Genomic DNA, 17,071 nt, shown 5'->3' with positions numbered 1-17,071 from the left:
CGCGAGGATAAATATGAGTGAAGTAAGAACCAACCACGATATTGAAGACGTTAAAATCGCATTCGAACTATTGCTTGATAATTTTTCAAAATTATCAGAAAAAGTAAGGCCACGAACCAAAATTTCAAGCACGAAACTAGGAAAAATAAAGAAAGATTTAAATAATTTAAACAATTTAAAAAAAGAAACCCTTGCCAAAATCATTGAAATCACCACGAAATACAACTCTATAAATGAAATATTCTCTAGAGATGTTGACTACAACGAGTTGGATTTATTTAAACTTCTCGAGGGCACCGCAAATCCAGAAACAGAAAGCAATGAAAAATATAATGATTTCTTCTTTGAATTCTCTATGGCATGTAGATTTTTGCGGGCGCTACAGAAAGGTAATGAGAAGGTAAAAATAAACTTGGCAGGCGAATGCGATATCATTGTTGACGAAGTCCTTGCAGTTGAATGCAAATACATTCACAGTCAATCTGGAATAGTCGAAAATATAAGTAAAGCCGATAGTCAAATCGCAACCCGCATTGCAAATGGGCAAGCAAAATTCGGATTTGTTGCGGTGGATTTGTCAAATTTAATCCCGCGCAAAAAAATAGAAGATTTCGTAGAATTTACGCTCCACAAATTCGTCGAGAGCTACGCAAAACTTGAGGCTAAGAAACTTATCTCTGGAAACTTGGTTGAGCACATATTGCTCGATAAGAATTTCTCAAAAATAGTCGGCTTATACTCTACTTTTGAAATCGAGTCGATATTGCACGAAGAGCTCGGATTTTCGTATAAATTTGGAAATGGCACAATGGCAATTCTCCTTCAGTCAATCAACACCTTTATTTTTGAATATCGAGACCAAGTGATGCCCATCTCAACGCGAGGCATGACTTATATCACCAATCCAAATCTTTCTCAGAAAAATGCAGCGAATGTGAAGCAATTTATTCATGCGCTTGCGGTAGGCGTTTAAATAGATATTGCAGTATTATTTTTGATGGAATGAATTCAATTAATTTATTTATTATTTTCATTAAAATTCACTTCCTGGCGATGCAGAAAAATGCATGGTTTTTCGAAATATCATAAAAGCATCCGTTAACTGCATCCCAACTTCAATTTCTGTCAATGGCGCTGCTTCCGCCTAGCGGTGATATCGGACCTTGCCGAGAATTTTCTTGGGGTGCCCTCCGCAACGGCTGATTCGTGCCCAATTGCGGTTATCAGCAAGACAACTATTGCACGTTCGCTTAGGCCGACAAACGGCAGACGCTCGCCCGTGAGCGAACGGCCGTTGGACTCCGGTAAGAGACAGCGGAACATGCAGTCGTCGAGGGGCTGAGAAGGGTCGCGAGCGTCCAGTCGCGACCCGCTGCCGCCTGGGCGCGACGGTCCACCTCGAGTTGTTGCGCCGGCGCGATACCGCACCGGCGCGGGGCAATGATCCTCGCCCACCAGGTTCAGGCTGCCGCCGCCTGACGTGTCGCGTCGTGTTGATCGCCGCCCAGGATATCGACAAGATTGGTCAACATCCGCCCCAATTCACCCGTCATCAGCGTGACATCGGACTCGAAGCGTTCGTCGTCGTTTTGCGCGGTGGGATCCGCCGCCTCCTTGATCACGTCGAGCGGTGTGACACGCTTGATGGTCAGCGACGGCGTCAGTACGAAGGAGATCCGGTCGTCCCAGGTCATCGCGAGGCGCATGCATTGTTTGCCGGCTTCGATGTGCCGGCGCATGTCGTTCGCTTCGAGCGCGTGGCCGACGTATCGCACCGTGGCGCCGCCTTCGCCGCTCGAGCGCAACTCGGCGTCCTGGTCCACGGTGAATCCACCCGGCGCTTCGCCGGACAACAGCCAATCCGTCATCGCGGCGACCGGCGAAAGCGCCACGCGAACGCCGGCGAGCGGCAACTGATCGATCGATTTCACGAGCAGGCCGCGAACGTCGTCGGCAAGCGCCTGCGCAGCCGCATCGATGACGAGCCAGCCATTCGCCGTATCGATCCAAACGCGGGTATCGCGCCGAATGGTGAACGCGCGCGGCAGCAGTTCATCGGTAACTTGCTCCTTGAGTTCGCGCAGTTGTTTTCGCCCCAGCTTGAAGCCCTGCTGCTCCTCGACTTCAAGCGCCCGGGCCTTGGTCACCTGATTGACGACCGACGCCGGGAGCAGCCTCTTTTCGGCACGAAACACGAGAAGCATCTGCCGGTTGGTCGAATACACGAGCGAGCCGTCGTCGCGCGGCGATGCCCATCCGAAGCTCTGCATCTCGACGCTGCTGCCCGGCTGAAACGCGTGGGGCGCCAGCCATTTTTCCATTTGATCGGGGGTAACGGCCCAAGGTGCCGGAAGACGATGAAGCTGAAGATTTTTGAACCACATGGGAGTACGGGCAAAGTGCACTATTCTAAATGACGGTGATGCTTCCCGGCCAGGAAGCGTCATACGCCAGCCCGGCTAGCTTGCCATTCGAGCGGCCGCCTCGTTCAAGCACCGGACCTTCATGCCAGGACAATTTTGGCGGTTCTCGAACGCTCATCCGTCGATCAAGCGACGAACAGTTGAGCATCGTCCATCCGGACGAGGAACTGCTTGGGTGTATCAGCCGATACTCGTCCCGACGGACAGTATCCAGGGCATTGCTGTCCGTTTCGTCCCTTGACGCATCCCGTCTTGAGGTCCGGCGGGCCATCTTGACCGGCCAAAAGCCGCTTGCAAGGAAAAAGAGAGCCGCAAGTCAGAACGAGAAATCATCGGACGTTGTCAGTCGAGTCAAATTCTGCCGGCTTCAGCTGACGTTAGTGTTTTCAGATTTTTGGAGGCATCGGGAAGGTATGAGCGAAATGCAAGCGATCAACGACTGGGGGCTTTCGATCGACGTGCCGTTGACGGTCTCTGATCCTGACAATTTCGCCTGGGCAGCCGCCGCAGACATGGTCGTCGTCGGGCTGGGCGGCGCCGGAGTCGCAGCAGCGCTCGAAGGGTGCGAACGCGGCATGAGCATCATTGCGCTCGACCGCTATGCAGGTGGCGGATCGTCGGCGGCAAATGGCGGCGTATTCTATGCGGGCGGCGGCACTGCGATCCAGAAGGCGGCGGGCGAAGACGATGATCCCGCCAATATGTTCGCCTATCTCAAGATGGAAACCGGCGACGTGATCGCTGACGATACACTCAGGGCCTTTTGCGAAAACAGCGCGGCCGATATCGACTGGATGATGGCGCACGGCGTGCCGTTCGAACCGAGCATCTATCGCAAGAAGACCAGCTATCCGCCGCTCGACAAGTTCCTCTACCATCCTGACAGTACGCTGGCCGAACCCCATCGGAGCGTGGCTCGGCCTGCGGCCCGCGGCCATCGCGGGGTGATGCGCAACGGCAACAAAGCGTGGGGTCTGGGCGCTGCGATCTACAATCCGTTGCGCGCAGCTGCAATTGCGAAAGGACTCGATTTCCGCCGCTTTGCCGAAGCGCGACAACTGGCGGTCGATACCGATGGACGGGTGATCGGGGTCCGCGTGGAACGGATCGCCGATCCTGCCGCCGCCGCTGCGTTCGAACGCGCGATTGCGCGCGCGAACGGGTGGATGGCCATGTTGCCGCCGACCTTTTTCGGCTCGCAGATCAGCTATGGCATCGGCGCCCGCTATCTGGCCAAGGCCATGCGCATCGAAGCGACATCGCGCGTGTCCGAATGGGTGCGCGCCCGTCGCGGCGTTGTGCTGAGCGCCGGTGGCTTCATCCTCAACAATCCGATGGTCCGGCATTTCGCGCCCAAATACACAGCGTCGATGCCCAACGGAACGCTGGGCGACACGGGCAGCGGCATCATGCTAGGCGTGTCAGTGGGCGCGCATGCGGATCTTATGGAGCGCGTGTCGGCATGGCGCATGATCAACCCGCCCGTCGCCTGGTCGCGCGCGATCATGGTCAACGCGCGCGGCGAACGCTTCGTCAACGAGACGCTCTATGGCGCGACGATCGGCGACGCGCTGGTCGAACGCAATGGCGGGCGGGCATACATCATCCTCGACGCCAAGCTGCGCAAGGATGCACTGCGTCAGGCATTCGGACCGGAGACGCTGGCATTCCAGCGCGACATCACCCTGCTCAACGTGTTGTTCGCGTCGAAAAAGGCGCCCAGTCTCGATGCGATGGCGGACCGCATGGGCTTCGACCGCGATGCCTTCCGCGCAACCGTCGCCGCCAACAATGCCGCCGCGCGCGGCGAAACGCCGGATATTTTCGCGAAAATGCCCAGCGACATGGCCGTGATCGAGGATGGCCCATGTTGGGCCATCGACGCGTCGGCCGACAGCAGCACCTTTCCACTCGCCTGCATGACCGTGGGCGGACTGCGCGTGGATGAAGCAACCGGCGAGGTGCGGCGCGCCGACGGGACCGGCATTGACGGGCGCTATGCCGCTGGCCGTACTGCGATTGGCCTTTGCTCCCATCTCTATGTCAGCGGGCTGTCCTATGCCGATTGCGTCTTTTCGGGTCGCCGCGCCGCGCGAGCGATTGCAGCAGGCGCCTCGTCCCGCACGCCTGTAGTTGCATCGGCGCAATCAGAATGTACGCTTTTCCACTCAGCCATCGCCGATGGTCGGCCTGCGATGCCACCGTGTGAGTGACCGGGATACTTCAGAAAAGGACGTCGAGCCGGCCGATTGTCGAAAGACCGGGAAGGGTCGATATGACCCCACCGACCCACCATGTAGCTGCGCTGCTTTCGACATTACATCCCTCTGCTACGTCCGAGTCGCAGCTACAGTGGTCCAAGACGGCGCGGCGACTGCACCGGTCTTGTCGAAGGCAGTAGTCAAATGAAAATTGAGGATGACGAATTGAATAATGCAGTCATCCGGTCAATACAATCGCACTTCTCAAGCCGAGGTCTGTCTGTCGATTTCGAGTAATGCATAGACTACCGCATCGTTCGACCTGCCTATCTTCCCAGTTCGATGACGGTGCTGCTCGCTACATGACCAAGGCAAATCGAGTAGCGATCACTGCTTCCACAGCGAGACAACACACTGGATCTCCCTTCAACTGGAAGGAGATCATCACGGAAACGCAGAATGGCCGCGCAGGCAACCGCGTGCCGTGGAACAAGGGCAAACTAATTGGTCAGAAGCCGCCGTTGAAGCTTCCGGATATCTGGGCGATTCGCACCCGACTCCAGATGTCTTCGAACATTCGCGAGCTGGCTATATTCAATCTCGCGATTGATAGCAAACTTTGGACTTCCGACCTGACCCGACTGCAGGTGCAAGACGTCCGTCAAGGCGCCCACGCCCGATCGTGGGCAATGGTAATGCAGCAGAAGGCGCAACGGCCGGTTCAGTGCGAGATCACGGAGCAGACTCGTCAGAGCCTTGAGGCATGGATTCGGGCGCGGGGATTGAAGTCTACCGACTATCTATTGAACCCGATCACTCCACAGAGCGCGCCGCGGCCGCCCGTCCGGAACTGGGCTCTGCGAGAGGTAATTCCGATAGCATGCCGCCGATTCACCCCATCCCGATTAGTCTGCATTCCAATGTATTCCCGGTGCATCGCGACGGGCACGGGAATGGGTGTTGACCGTGCAGTCGCACCGGTGCAATATCGACACAAAAAAACACTGTCGAGCCGGACTTCTGGCAGAGGTCAGAAGGCAACCTTTCCACGGGTGGTTAATTTCGGGAGCATTGGCGATGGGAAAAAGCGCAGCTGTCGATCTGATTGAATTGAGCAAAGGAAAAAACAAGGCCTTATTTCTGCGTAATATCCTCGACGGCCTGATATATGACGGATATCGATTTCCGACTGAAGGCTCCGACGGTGTCATCGGGCCGTTTACGATCTCGAAAGCAATGCCAATTTTTCTTCGGAAAAGAGACAAGGGAAATTGGAGTGTTGAACTGCACGACAAGCTCGGACTATTGGCTGCGCACATCAACTTTGGTATCGATACCGGGAACTTACTCCAAGGAAGTGTCGATTTTAGGATCAACTTGCGGCTTCTCCATTTGACCGTTCGGCGACGAAAATGCCAACTTGTGATCGACGATAACGGACCGTCCAAGGCAACCGCCAATGAGTCAATTCATATGAATCGCAACACCCGGTGGGACGGTCGGAAGGAAAATCTCACCAATTTGGTCAAGAATCTGGAGACACTCGACCAGGTTCAATTCTCCGAAGAAGAAGTTGTTTCCTACCTAACCGACTACGAAGGGCTAACACCCGCTTACATGGCGCGGGCAGCAACCGGTTTGAAGGAAGCCATTGAAAAAATTATTCATATAAATGCCGGAGGCGGAATCATGGTCACGTTTGAAGAAGACTCGGCCTGGAGCGGGCGTTAGAAGCGAATGTCCGTTGTACCTTGAAACCCGCTCTACATGTTGCAACGGGTCGACCGGCCGCTCCCGGTCGTCTCATGCCATTTGCATCGCGCGCACGCCCGAAACGATCATTGCGTTCAGTCGTCGGGCGCTGAACGGCCAGTTTCGGCCACTCGATAAGCCGACTAAAATGGGTGACAATAATCGCTCGGCGTAGCTTGCGAAAGAGATGGTTGGACGCCTTTGACAACGATTGCCACAACGCCTTTTCATGCAGACGCATCTTAGAATCGCCAGGCCCGTTAGCAATCTTGCACGTACTGAGCGCATGTACCGCGCAGGGCTCAATCTGACCTTACTGGCAAGATTTCAGGATCATCAGGGATTCGACGGCGTGATGCTCGGAAGTCCTGGTATGGACTATCACTTCGAGTTCACCCACTGCCGCGAACATCCGGTGGTGCCAAGTCCAACGAGTGAGGACTTGCTGGTGTTTTACATCCCGAATAGACAGGAGTGGCAATCAACGTGTGATCGCCTTGTCGAAAACGGATTTGTATGCGTAAGGTCGCTCAATCCTTATTGGGACGTTTCGGGCCGGACGTTCGAGGATCCTGACGGCTACCGAGTCGTTTTGCAAAATGCAATGTGGAGTTCCTGACGAAGACATCAAGCAAGTGTTTGCTTTCGGGCGGTCCGATTGTCTCTCATGGGTCGCTTTATGCCTCTTGAGTCGATTCGCAAAACTTGCGACTGCGGAGGGTAAAGCGTTGGGGGCGGAGTCCGGCTATTTTCGATTACTCGACAATGTTTCCCAAATCTTCAACAGCCGGTGACGCGACACCAAAATCGGACCAAATTATAGGGAACTGGCTGAGATGAGACGAATTCTTGCCATTGGCGGATTCAGTACAGGCGAATCTGAAGCCATCGCGGCGGGCTATATTCGCGACCTTACGGGTAAGACGCGTCCAAGGGTGTGTTTGCTATCGACCCCGTCGGGTGACGCGCCCTGGCTCATCCATAACTTTGATGATCTTTACGGAAAGCTCGGCTGTGAGACTTCAAATGTGCGTGCAGAAGTCCCCCCTCACCCGGCTCAGTCCGGAGTGCAGCGGCAGACCTTTCGCTAAAAGCCCCGGCGCTACCGCCCAAGCGCAAACACGCAGGTGTGTATAAGCACACCCACAAACCCACCCACGAACGTCCCGTTGATCCGGATGAACTGCAGATCGCGGCCGATTTCCGCTTCGAACTTGCCGCTCACCTCTTGCGCGTTCCAGCCTTTCACGACATCGGCAATCATGAGTGACAGCCGATTGCGATAGCGTGCAAGCAGCGCCCGCGCGAGATCGAGCCACCACGCGTTCAGCTTCTTTTGCATCGTGGGCGTGCTTTCGATGGCTTCTCCCAAAGACACCAACGCACCGGCGATCACGCCGCGCATAACCGGTTGCTCACTCTGCGCATCCGCAACCACGAGCAATCGCACGCGATCGATCACGACGCGGCTATAGCCGCCCGCCTTGAAATGCCGGATGCCATCGCGCAACAGCAGTCTGCCGAATCTCCGATACGCGGGCGCGGTTTGCAAATCGAGCGATAGTGCGCGCACGGCCTCATCGAACTGCTCGCGCAACTCATGATCGGGATTGTCCGCCGCTTCATGAATCAGCGCGACGATGCCTTCGATGAACTTGTTGACGATATAAGCATCGAGCAGCGCAGGCGTGAATCGCGACGCTTCGCTGAATTTTGCCTTGATGAGATCGACGTTATCCGTCAACCATGTCTTCATGGCGCTCAGCCCGCGGTCCAGCAGCGGCTGATGGCGATCGTCCCCGGTCAGCATGTCGAGGACCTGGCCGGCGAGGCGGGACACATCGAGCGTGCGTGCCTGCGCGAACACGAACCGGTCGAATAGCGCTTCGATATCCGCATCGTCAAGGCGTTCGAGCAGGCGCGGCAGTGAATCGGCCACCAGACCCGCAATCGCCGCACTGTTTTCCCTGTCTGCCAGCCACGTCGCCAGCGCGTGCGCGGCGTTGTATTCGCTCAAGCGCCCCACGACCAGCTCTGGTGCCAGAAAATTCTCTTCCACGAAGCTGCCCAGACTCTCGCCAATGCGCGCCTGGTTATTGGGCACAATGGCCGTGTGTGGAATCGGCAGACCCATAGGATGCCGAAATAGCGCCACCACCGCATACCAGTCCGCAATGGCCCCTACCGTGCCCGCTTCCGCGAACGCGCGCGGCCACGCGAGCCATGGATAGGCCGCCTGCCAGACGACACACGCGAACAACAGCACGATCATCGCCCCCAGCAAAGCGGTAGCCGTCGCGCGCATGCGCTTGAGCCGGGTGAGCTTGTCGTCAGCCGCCGCGCCGGCCTTCGCGCCAGCGAGCGGCTCCTTCTCGTTGGCTACCGCGCTCAACTCGTCTCCTGCCCGAGAAACCGCTTCACCAGCGGCGCAACTTCCCGCGCGCGCGTGATGAGGAACAGGTGGCCATCGTCGATCACATGCAGCGTCGCTTTGGGTATCCGCGCGGCAAGAATCTTCGCGTTCGTGAGCGGCACGATGGGATCGTCGTTGCCGTGCATGACGAGCGTCGGCTGGCGCAGCGCGCCGAGCCAAGGCAGGCTCGTCCACCCCGATGCCGCCAGCAGCTGGTAAAGATAGCCGCGGCCGCGCGGCGCCTGAATGTGGCGGCTGTGCTCGTCGAGTAGCGTGGCGTCGCGCCGGTAGGCGCCGCCGTATATCTCGGCGCCAACCTCCTTCAGATACGCCGGATCGGTATAGCGGCGCGGGCCGACCAGCTTCGCCAGCACGGACAGCCGCGCCGGCACCATGATCACGCCCGGCGAGGTGGCCGCGAGAATCAGCTTGCGGCAGCGACGCGGGTAAAGATGCGCGAACTGCTGCGCGAGCGCACCGCCCCACGATACGCCGAGCACGTCGACCGGCCCTGCGTAGCCGAGCCGCGTCAGCAGCTTCTCGGAGAGCACCGCGAGCGTCGAGAAGCGGTAGGGAATCAGCGGCGCGGGCGAGCCGCCGACGCCAGGCACATCGAAGACGATCACGGTCACGTCCTCGAGCGCGGCGACGAAAGGCTCGACCAGTTCGAGATTCGCGCCGATGCCATTGAATAACAGCAGCGGCACGCCATCGTCACGGCCGCGGCGGACCCCGACGCGCAGCAACTGGCCGTCCAGATCGAGCGTCTGGATTTGCATGACTTCGACCGCCTCCGGGCTTGTTTGTATGTCGTTCATCCGGTCGTTTCCCCTGCCAGGACATTATGTGATGGTAGGTAATCGCACGTGGCGGGCACGCGATGAGCACGTAGTGGCACGCCATGTCACGTGATGGCCCGCCACTGCGGCAGCTCGGCGGGCCCGCAAGATCATTTCTTGACTTGCACGAGCACCTTGACTTCCTCGACATGCTCGGCAAAGCGCTTCGTCACGACCGCAATGCTGTCGGTCTGGGCGCGATACGCCGCGTCCGCCAGCTCCTGCATGTCGATGAAGGCCTTTTGCAGCGCATTCTTCACGTCTTCGCCAGCGCTCAGGCCAACGCTCTCCGGCTTCGTCAGCCGCGAGACCAGCGATTGCAGCTCGCCCATCTTCGCGCGGAAGATGTCCACCTGCTTCTGGCTGACTTGCTGCACGCCCGCGAGCGCGGTCATGTTGGCCTCGGTGAGCGCCTCGACGTCCTTACGGCGCGATTCGAGAAATGCCGCAACGTCCACGCCCGGAAGCTTGAACTGCGTGATGAGTTTCGTGTATTCGGCAAAGATGCCGCTGGGGTTCGTCGATACCATGTTGGATCTCCTGATTGAAAGTAAAAGATAAAAGTTCGCGTTCGGCGCTGAGAGCCCGTCACGCTTCCAGAACGTACGTTCCGGGCGCATCGGCAAGCGCCGGATGTCGCTCGCTGCCCGGTGCGGCCGGCGCTGCGCGCCTGGCGCCCGAGCGCTCCACCAGCCAGTCGCGCCAGTTGGCCCACCACGAGTCTTTCTCCGTTTGCGCGGCGCTCAGCCATGCATCGGCATCCGCGGGCAGCGCGGGATTGAGGAAGTACTTCGCCTTGGGATTGCCCGGCGGATTGATGAGGCTCTGGATATGGCCGCTCGAGCTCAGCACGAAGCGCGTATTGCCGCCAAACTGGCGCGCCGTGCCATACACGCCCTTCCATGGCGTGATGTGGTCGGTGATGCCCGCCACCACGTACTTGTCGCACGTGACTTGCGAGAGGTCGACCGGCGTTCCCAGCACTGTCAACGCGCCCGGCCGGCTGAACAGGTTCTCGGTGAAAATATCGAGCAATTGCCCATGGAATTTCGCCGGCAGCCGGGTCGTGTCGTTGTTCCAGTAAAGCACGTCGAAAGCGGGCGGCGCGTTGCCCATCAGGTAGTTGTTGACCCAGTAATTCCAGACCAGGTCGTTGGGGCGCATCCACGCGAAGATGCGGCCCATCTCCTCGCCCGCCAGCACGCCGCGTGCGATGCTGTGCTGCTTGGCCGCCGCCACGGCTTCGGGCGTGGCGAAGAGGCCAAGCTGCGAGTCGGCGGAATTGTCGAGCACGGCCACCATCAGCGTGGTCGCGTTCACCGTCTTGTCGCCACGGCTCGCGAGATGCCCGAGCAGCGCGGAAATCGTCATCGCTCCGGAGCAGGCGCCGTGCACGTTGACGTCCTCGCTGCCGGTGATCTCGCGCACGGCCGCGATCGCTTCCATGAGCGCGCTCACATAGGTGTCGAGATCCCAATGGCTGTGCGCGCTAGTCGGATTGCGCCAGCTCACGACGAAGGTCTGGAGCTCGTTCTGGACCAGATAGTCGACGATGCTCTTGCCCTCGGCCAGATCGAACACATAGAACTTGTTGATCTGCGGCGGCACGATCAGCTGGGGCCGGCTATAGACCTCGGTGGTTGCCGGCGAATATTGAATCAGCTCGAGCAATTCATTGCGAAAGACCACCGCCCCCTTGGACGTGCCCAGGTTCTTGCCTACTTCGAACGCCGTCTTGTTCACCTGCGCCGGCATGCCCTGATTCTTGAGCAGGTCGTTGACCGCATTGTTCAAGCCATCGAGCAGGCTCATGCCGCCCGAATCCACGACCTTCTTCAATGCGGCCGGATTGCCGAGCAGCGTATTGGTGGGCGAGGCCGCATCGGTGAAGAGCGACGCCACGAACTTCGCGCGTTCCTTCGTGTTCGCGTCGAGTCCCGAGCGCTCGACGAAGCCGGCGATCGAATCGCGCCACGCGAGATAGCCACGCATCGTCATGCTATAGATCGGGTTCTGCTGCCACGCCGTATCGGCGAAGCGCTTGTCGCCTTGCGGCGGCGCGCTTTTCGCGTGCCCCGTGACGATGCCCAGCATGTCGCGGGCGAGCGTCATTTCCTGCTCCATCACGAGCGCGGGCTGACGCATCGCCTGGGCGCCAATCTGCTGCACGGTGGCCAGCACATCGCAGGGCCGCAGGCCAACGAATGGGTTCGGGCCCGGAAGCGCTTGCTCGACCGAAGCGGCAAACGCATTCGCGCTCTCGCTTTGCCGGGGGTTTTCTGTGACGACTGCCATGGGGTGCTCCTCGAGTATGTCTTCCGCTTCGTACGACCGGGTACGCAGATATGGGGTCACGCGATCAGCATCGCGAGCGTCTGGGCGATCAAGGCGGGCTTGTCCTCGCCTTCGATCTCCAGCGTATTCGTCGTGTTGATCAGAATGCGTCCACCGCCCTTGTTCTCCACCGACGCGAGCGTGACGCGGTTACGCACGCGCGCGCCCGCCTTCACCGGCGTCATGAAGCGGACCTTGTCGAGGCCATAGTTCAGTCCCGCCGAAGCGTCCTTGGGGACGATGCCGATTTCCATCGCAAGGCTCGCGAGCAGCGACAAGCTCAGATAGCCGTGCGCGATGGTGCCGCCAAAAGGGCTCTCGCGTCGTGCGCGCTCGACATCGACATGAATCCATTGCCGGTCGCCGGTGCAGGCGGCAAACGCATCAATGCGCGCCTGATCCACGACCACCCAGTCCGACACTCCGAGTTCCCGGCCCACGAAATCGCCGAGCGTGCCGATGCTGTAGTTCTCCATACTCATGGCTCCTGACTCGCTCACTCAGACGAACTGCTCGCGCAGTCCCTTCTTGTTGATCTTGCCGACGCTCGTCCTGGGCAGCGCTTCGACGAATCTCACGACTTGCGGCACCGCGTATTTCGAAATCTTTCCGGATTCGCTGAACGAGAGCACATGGCGCTTGATCTCGTCCTCGTTGACGGCCGCGCCCTCTTTGAGCACGACCAGCGCGACCGGCCGCTCGCCCCACTTCTCGTCCTTGATGCCGATGACGGCCACTTCGGAGACGCCCTCATGCTGCGAGATCAGGCTCTCGACTTCGACCGACGAAACCCACTCGCCGCCCGACTTGATGACGTCCTTCAGGCGGTCGGTGATCTGCACGTTGCCGGTGGGATCGATGCTGGCGATGTCCTGCGTGTGGAGATAGCCGCCGGCCCAGAGTTGTGCGCTGGCGTCCGGGTTGTTCAGATAGCCCTGCGTGAGCCACGGCGCACGCGCGACGATCTCACCCGTGGCTTTGCCGTCGCGTGCGAGATCGGCCATGCTGTCGTCCACCACACGAAGGTCGACGAGCGGGACCGGGAAGCCGGTCTTGCAGCGCAGGCGAACCTGCTCGTCGGCGTCGAGGGCTTCGGCGCCGGGCGGCAGTTGCGCGAGGCTCAGCACCGGGCAGGTCTCGGACATGCCATAGCCGGCGAACACATCGATGCCGCGCTCGAGCGCCGCCTGGGCCAGGCCGATCGGCAAGGCGCTGCCGCCGATAATGACCTTCCACTTGCTGAAGTCGGTCGCCTTGCCTTGCGGGCACGTAAGCAGCATGTGCAGGATCGTGCCGACGCAATGCGAGAACGTCACGCCTTCGTCCTCGATCAGCTTCACGAGTCGCTCGGGCGCATAACGGCCCGGGTAGACCTGCTTCACGCCCATCACCGTGGCGATATAAGGCATGCCCCACGCGTGGACATGGAACATCGGCGTGAGCGGCATATACACGTCGCCGCGATGAAAGCGCTGGCCGGAAACGGGGCTTGCAAGCGCCGCCATCAGCGTGAGCGTGTGCAACACCAGTTGCCGATGCGAAAAGTAGACGCCCTTCGGCAGGCCGGTCGTGCCGGTGGTGTAGAACGTGGTCGCGCGGGTGTTCTCGTCGAAATCCGGAAACTCGTAGCTCGTGCTGCTCGCCGCGAGCATCGCCTCGTACTCGTTTGCAAACGCAATGCTGTGCGCGGGGGCTTCGCTGCCCGGCTCGTCGATCCAGATGAACGTGCGCACCTTCTCCAGTTGGTCCTTGATCTGCTCGACCACCGGAATGAAGTCGGTATGAACGAGCAGGACTTCGGCGCCCGCGTGGTTGATCGTCCAGGCGATTTCGGCCGGGGAAAGACGCACATTGACGGTCTGCAGGACCGCGCCCATCATCGGCACCGCAAAATAGCTTTCGAGGTAGCGGTGGCTGTCCCAATCCATGACCGCGACGGTGGTGCCATGTTGCACGCCGTGCTGGCTCAGGCCGTTGGCGAGTTGCGCAATGCGCTCGCGCAGCGTCGCGTACGTCATCCGGACCTGACCCCGGTAGACGATTTCCTGGTCCTGCGCCTGCGCAAAAGGCGTATGCAATAGCTGCTTGATCAGCAGCGGGTAGGCGTAGGCACTCGCCGTCTGCACGTGTTCCGACATCGATATCTCCTTGACTTTCCGAAATGGATCGCTCGCACGCCGGAGGGGTGTTCTAGTTCTGGTTCTGGCAGCGGGCCGTTGACTCAATCATGCGGATATCGAAGGGGCGGCAATATCCCCTGAATGGGGGAGCGCGGCTAAAACGTGTAAAAACGCCCTCGCCGATGATTTAGAAATCTCATCACAACAATGCGCTCCGATTGTTGGACGCGATCGGTCCGACGCCTAAGATTGGGCGCAGCGATCACCGAACATCACCCAACATCACCCAACGGAGCTATTCATGCCGATGACCCATGTCTCGATGCGCAAGGGCAAACCCGCATCATTCCGCACCGCCGTTCTCAAGGGCATTCACGCCTCGCTGCACGAGGCGCTGGGTGTGCACCCCGAGGCGTTCTTCATGACGATCGCCGAGCACGACGAAGCCAACTTCCTCGCCAACGAGACGTTCCCGTTCAAGCGGAGCCCCGACCTGCTGCTGATTCAAATCACGCTGACCGCGGGCCGCAACGCCGACGACAAGAAGCGCTTCTACGAGCGCCTCGTGAAGACGCTGCAGGCCAACCCCGGCGTGGATCCCGCGGATGTCTTCATCAACATCATCGAAGTGGCCGCGGAGAACTGGTCGCCGGGCAACGGGCTGGCCGGCCGCAACGCCGCCATTCCGGCGCCTTCCGCAAGCTGACGCCATTCGGCCATCCGCCCTCCAGCCGCTATCCATTTCAATACGGAATCCTTATGAACAAGCCCTATGCCGTTCCGCTTTCCCCCCGTGGCCTTTCGAGCATCGCGCCCCCGCCGCCCTGGCACTATGCCGGCGACTTCATCCTCGTCGAATTCTGGGCCGACCCGGCCGCCGCAGCCGCGGTGCTCCCCAAAGGCCTGAGCCTCGATCCGGCGTCTCCCGGCCACGCAACGGCCCTCTTCATCGACTGGCAATTCACCGCCAGCAACGACGAAATGCTCGATCCGGCGCGCTATCAGTACCGCGAGTTCTTCGTGCTCGTCGACGCCCTTTATGACGGCAAGCCCGTTTCCTTTTGCCCGTATATCTTCGTGGACAACGACTCGGCCATGATGCGCGGGCTGATCCAGGGCTTCCCGAAGCGTTACGGCCAGATCCATCAGACGCGCACGTTCGCCGCGCTGAGCCCGGCTGCGGCGCCCGTCGCAGCGGGTACACGCTTCGCCGCGACGGCGTCGGCCGCGGGGCAACGGCTGGCCCATGCCGAGGTCAAGCTCGAGGCGGCGGTTCAGGACGTCTCGAAGCTCGGCATCGCCGGCCGCCCGGTGGTCAATCAGCGTTACTTTCCGCGCCTCGCAGCCGGTCAGCACGACACGCCCGCGGTGAACGAGCTCGTTCTCTCCATCATGGACAACGCGCAGATCGCGGGCGTGTGGGCAGGCGAAGGCAAGCTGGCGTTCCCAGTCGCGCAGGGAGAGGAAATTGCGGATCTCCAACCTGTGCGCGTGGGCGCCGGCTACCGCGGCTCCATGGCCTATAGCGTGACGGATCTGAAAACGCTGGTCGATCACACGAAGTAAGGCCGCGGCACCGCCAACGCGTATTCACAGCTTGACCTATACTTTTTGAAGTGCTTCAGGAAATCGGGTCAGTAGATGTTTTCCATTGCACTCGGTATCGGGCCGTCACGTGGCCACGTGCGCCAGTCAGTCGCTGCGCCAGGCGCACGGGCCACAGCGATTGCTCAATTCACGGTCAAGCAGGCGGCGATCGGCTGCGTCGTTATTCCAGCCAAATTCTGGAGGAACGCATCATGCACAAGACAATCAGCACATTAGTCGCGGCCGCGGCCGCACTCGCGATTTCGGGCGTTGCATACGCACAGAACAACACGCTGGCAACGCCGACCACCAAATCGCCGGCCGCAGCTGCGGCGCCGGCGCCGTCCAATTCAACGAGCGGCTACGGCATGCCTGGCGCCACCAACTCGGACAGCGGCATGGGCACCGGCGCGGCGAACCCGGGCATGCAGGACAACATGAGCAATAGCGCGGCACCCGGCGGCGCCGCTTATGGGACCAACAACACGCTGGCCACCCCGAGCACCAAGTCGCCGGCCGCCGGCCAATAATTGCGTCAATCCGCAATTCGCATCCGCTGCAAGCAAGGCCGCTGTTCTCGCGAACAGCGGCCCTTTGTTTCTCCGCGTCATTCGCGGCATTTGGCGCGATAATAGGCGCACTGCGTATCCATTCGGCAACGTGTTTCCGTATTGGTATGTTTTTTTTGATTGCTACTCATGGCACACATAACCGACACGTCCGAAGCAATGCGGACGAACCAGTGGTTCAGCGCGTTGCCCCCGCAAGAGCAAGAAGCATTGATTCGCAAAAGCGAATCTGTCACGCTCCGCCCCGGCGAATATCTATTCCGTCGCGGCGACGCGCCCACGGGTTTTTACGGCATCAAGAGCGGCCGGCTCAAAGCTTTCACCCTGCGCGAAGACGGCAAGGAGGCCATCCTGGCCGTGATCGAAGCGGGCAACTGGTTTGGGCAAACCTCGCTCACGAACCGCCAGCCTCGCCCGCGCGACGTCGTTGCGCTCGATCGCTCGACGCTCTTCGTAGTTCGCGCGGCCGACTTCGAGGAGCTGATGCAGAGCACTGCGTTCGTGCGCGCGATTGCCGAGTTGCAGTCGATTCATATGCACTGGCTCTATCGCATCGTGGAAGACGCCACGCTGCATTCGACACGCGCGCGCATTGCCCGGCGCCTGCTGTTGCTCGCTGAGGGCGACGTCACCGTGGCGCCGCAGTGCCGCCACGACGTGAGCCTCTCGCAGGACACGCTGGCGATGATGCTGGGCATCACGCGCCAGACGCTCTCGCTGGAGCTCAAGGCGATGGCGGAAAAAGGCGCGATCACGCTCAAGTACGGACGCATCGAAATCTGCTCGAAGGAACTGCTTGCGTCGTTCCAGGAATAGCCGGGATCGCGCCGTGA

At 59.6% G+C, this 17,071-nt stretch carries 15 protein-coding genes and 1 pseudogene; 9 read left to right on the top strand and 7 right to left on the bottom strand.

The genetic code is table 11. The features are described from left to right. Nucleotides 1-13: 13 nt before the first annotated feature. Nucleotides 14-973 carry a hypothetical protein gene (locus tag E1956_RS26875; RefSeq protein ID WP_134754961.1) on the top strand — a complete coding sequence of 320 codons (960 nt, stop codon included), beginning with the start codon at nt 14-16 and terminating at the stop codon, nt 971-973. Nucleotides 974-1,460: 487 nt separating this feature from the next. On the opposite strand, the gene E1956_RS26870 is transcribed toward E1956_RS26875, so the two are convergent. After that, nucleotides 1,461-2,384, bottom strand: coding sequence for a recombination-associated protein RdgC (locus tag E1956_RS26870; protein WP_134754959.1), 924 nt, complete (start codon nt 2,382-2,384; stop codon nt 1,461-1,463). A 452-nt stretch (nt 2,385-2,836) separates the two neighbouring features. Between E1956_RS26870 and E1956_RS26865 the strand changes: the two genes are divergently transcribed. From E1956_RS26865 to E1956_RS26850, 4 genes and pseudogenes are all read left to right on the top strand, one after another. Further along, a complete protein-coding gene (locus E1956_RS26865; protein ID WP_134754957.1) occupies nt 2,837-4,636 on the top strand; it encodes an FAD-binding protein in 1,800 nt (599 codons plus the stop codon). A 431-nt stretch (nt 4,637-5,067) separates the two neighbouring features. Continuing rightward, nucleotides 5,068-5,427 (top strand): annotated as a pseudogene (locus E1956_RS46995) (site-specific integrase); the annotation flags it as partial. A 274-nt stretch (nt 5,428-5,701) separates the two neighbouring features. Next, the gene (locus E1956_RS26855) at nt 5,702-6,355 is read left to right on the top strand and encodes a hypothetical protein (RefSeq protein ID WP_134754955.1); all 654 of its coding nucleotides are present in this window, start codon (nt 5,702-5,704) and stop codon (nt 6,353-6,355) included. 250 nt (nt 6,356-6,605) lie between these two features. After that, nucleotides 6,606-6,995: a VOC family protein gene (locus E1956_RS26850; protein WP_134754953.1), complete on the top strand. Its 390-nt coding sequence runs from the start codon at nt 6,606-6,608 to the stop codon at nt 6,993-6,995. A 483-nt stretch (nt 6,996-7,478) separates the two neighbouring features. On the opposite strand, the gene E1956_RS26840 is transcribed toward E1956_RS26850, so the two are convergent. From E1956_RS26840 to E1956_RS26815, 6 genes are all read right to left on the bottom strand, one after another. After that, nucleotides 7,479-8,768 carry a DUF445 domain-containing protein gene (locus tag E1956_RS26840; protein ID WP_232072013.1) on the bottom strand — a complete coding sequence of 430 codons (1,290 nt, stop codon included), beginning with the start codon at nt 8,766-8,768 and terminating at the stop codon, nt 7,479-7,481. Then, the gene (phaZ, locus tag E1956_RS26835; protein WP_197732949.1) at nt 8,765-9,607 is read right to left on the bottom strand and encodes a poly(3-hydroxyalkanoate) depolymerase; all 843 of its coding nucleotides are present in this window, start codon (nt 9,605-9,607) and stop codon (nt 8,765-8,767) included. The genes E1956_RS26840 and phaZ overlap by 4 nt, the downstream gene beginning before the upstream one ends. 131 nt (nt 9,608-9,738) lie before the next feature. Then, complete coding sequence (gene phaP / locus E1956_RS26830; protein ID WP_134754949.1) at nt 9,739-10,158, bottom strand: phasin family protein; 420 nt, start codon at nt 10,156-10,158, stop codon at nt 9,739-9,741. Nucleotides 10,159-10,216: 58 nt separating this feature from the next. Further along, a complete protein-coding gene (locus E1956_RS26825; RefSeq protein ID WP_134754947.1) occupies nt 10,217-11,923 on the bottom strand; it encodes an alpha/beta fold hydrolase in 1,707 nt (568 codons plus the stop codon). A gap of 56 nt (nt 11,924-11,979) precedes the next feature. Continuing rightward, a complete protein-coding gene (locus E1956_RS26820; RefSeq protein WP_134754945.1) occupies nt 11,980-12,444 on the bottom strand; it encodes a MaoC family dehydratase in 465 nt (154 codons plus the stop codon). A gap of 18 nt (nt 12,445-12,462) precedes the next feature. Further along, the gene (locus E1956_RS26815) at nt 12,463-14,100 is read right to left on the bottom strand and encodes a fatty acid--CoA ligase (RefSeq protein ID WP_134754943.1); all 1,638 of its coding nucleotides are present in this window, start codon (nt 14,098-14,100) and stop codon (nt 12,463-12,465) included. Between the two features lie 283 nt (nt 14,101-14,383). Between E1956_RS26815 and E1956_RS26810 the strand changes: the two genes are divergently transcribed. The 4 genes from E1956_RS26810 to E1956_RS26795 all read left to right on the top strand — a co-directional run bounded on the left by E1956_RS26810 (nt 14,384) and on the right by E1956_RS26795 (nt 17,054). Further along, nucleotides 14,384-14,788 carry a tautomerase family protein gene (locus tag E1956_RS26810; protein ID WP_134754941.1) on the top strand — a complete coding sequence of 135 codons (405 nt, stop codon included), beginning with the start codon at nt 14,384-14,386 and terminating at the stop codon, nt 14,786-14,788. Nucleotides 14,789-14,841: 53 nt separating this feature from the next. Then, a complete protein-coding gene (locus E1956_RS26805; protein ID WP_134754939.1) occupies nt 14,842-15,648 on the top strand; it encodes an acetoacetate decarboxylase family protein in 807 nt (268 codons plus the stop codon). Nucleotides 15,649-15,881: 233 nt separating this feature from the next. Further along, a complete protein-coding gene (locus E1956_RS26800; RefSeq protein WP_134754937.1) occupies nt 15,882-16,199 on the top strand; it encodes a hypothetical protein in 318 nt (105 codons plus the stop codon). A gap of 168 nt (nt 16,200-16,367) precedes the next feature. After that, nucleotides 16,368-17,054 carry a Crp/Fnr family transcriptional regulator gene (locus E1956_RS26795; protein WP_232072011.1) on the top strand — a complete coding sequence of 229 codons (687 nt, stop codon included), beginning with the start codon at nt 16,368-16,370 and terminating at the stop codon, nt 17,052-17,054. Nucleotides 17,055-17,071: the final 17 nt, after the last annotated feature.

The organism is Paraburkholderia pallida (genome assembly GCF_004524855.1).
Taxonomy (GTDB): domain Bacteria; phylum Pseudomonadota; class Gammaproteobacteria; order Burkholderiales; family Burkholderiaceae; genus Paraburkholderia; species Paraburkholderia oxyphila.
Note: the sequence above shows the minus strand (reverse complement) of the source record. Positions and strands in the feature narration are given on the sequence as shown.

Excerpts from the sequence above, each read along its gene's own strand:
- E1956_RS26875 (WP_134754961.1), top strand. The coding sequence starts at position 14 with ATGAGTGAAGTAAGAACCAACCACGATATTGAAGACGTTAAAATCGCA.
- E1956_RS26870 (WP_134754959.1), bottom strand. The coding sequence starts at position 2,384 with ATGTGGTTCAAAAATCTTCAGCTTCATCGTCTTCCGGCACCTTGGGCC.
- E1956_RS26865 (WP_134754957.1), top strand. The coding sequence starts at position 2,837 with ATGAGCGAAATGCAAGCGATCAACGACTGGGGGCTTTCGATCGACGTG.
- E1956_RS26855 (WP_134754955.1), top strand. The coding sequence starts at position 5,702 with ATGGGAAAAAGCGCAGCTGTCGATCTGATTGAATTGAGCAAAGGAAAA.
- E1956_RS26850 (WP_134754953.1), top strand. The coding sequence starts at position 6,606 with ATGCAGACGCATCTTAGAATCGCCAGGCCCGTTAGCAATCTTGCACGT.
- phaZ (WP_197732949.1), bottom strand. The coding sequence starts at position 9,607 with ATGAACGACATACAAACAAGCCCGGAGGCGGTCGAAGTCATGCAAATC.
- phaP (WP_134754949.1), bottom strand. The coding sequence starts at position 10,158 with ATGGTATCGACGAACCCCAGCGGCATCTTTGCCGAATACACGAAACTC.
- E1956_RS26825 (WP_134754947.1), bottom strand. The coding sequence starts at position 11,923 with ATGGCAGTCGTCACAGAAAACCCCCGGCAAAGCGAGAGCGCGAATGCG.
- E1956_RS26820 (WP_134754945.1), bottom strand. The coding sequence starts at position 12,444 with ATGAGTATGGAGAACTACAGCATCGGCACGCTCGGCGATTTCGTGGGC.
- E1956_RS26815 (WP_134754943.1), bottom strand. The coding sequence starts at position 14,100 with ATGTCGGAACACGTGCAGACGGCGAGTGCCTACGCCTACCCGCTGCTG.
- E1956_RS26810 (WP_134754941.1), top strand. The coding sequence starts at position 14,384 with ATGCCGATGACCCATGTCTCGATGCGCAAGGGCAAACCCGCATCATTC.
- E1956_RS26805 (WP_134754939.1), top strand. The coding sequence starts at position 14,842 with ATGAACAAGCCCTATGCCGTTCCGCTTTCCCCCCGTGGCCTTTCGAGC.
- E1956_RS26800 (WP_134754937.1), top strand. The coding sequence starts at position 15,882 with ATGCACAAGACAATCAGCACATTAGTCGCGGCCGCGGCCGCACTCGCG.
- E1956_RS26795 (WP_232072011.1), top strand. The coding sequence starts at position 16,368 with ATGGCACACATAACCGACACGTCCGAAGCAATGCGGACGAACCAGTGG.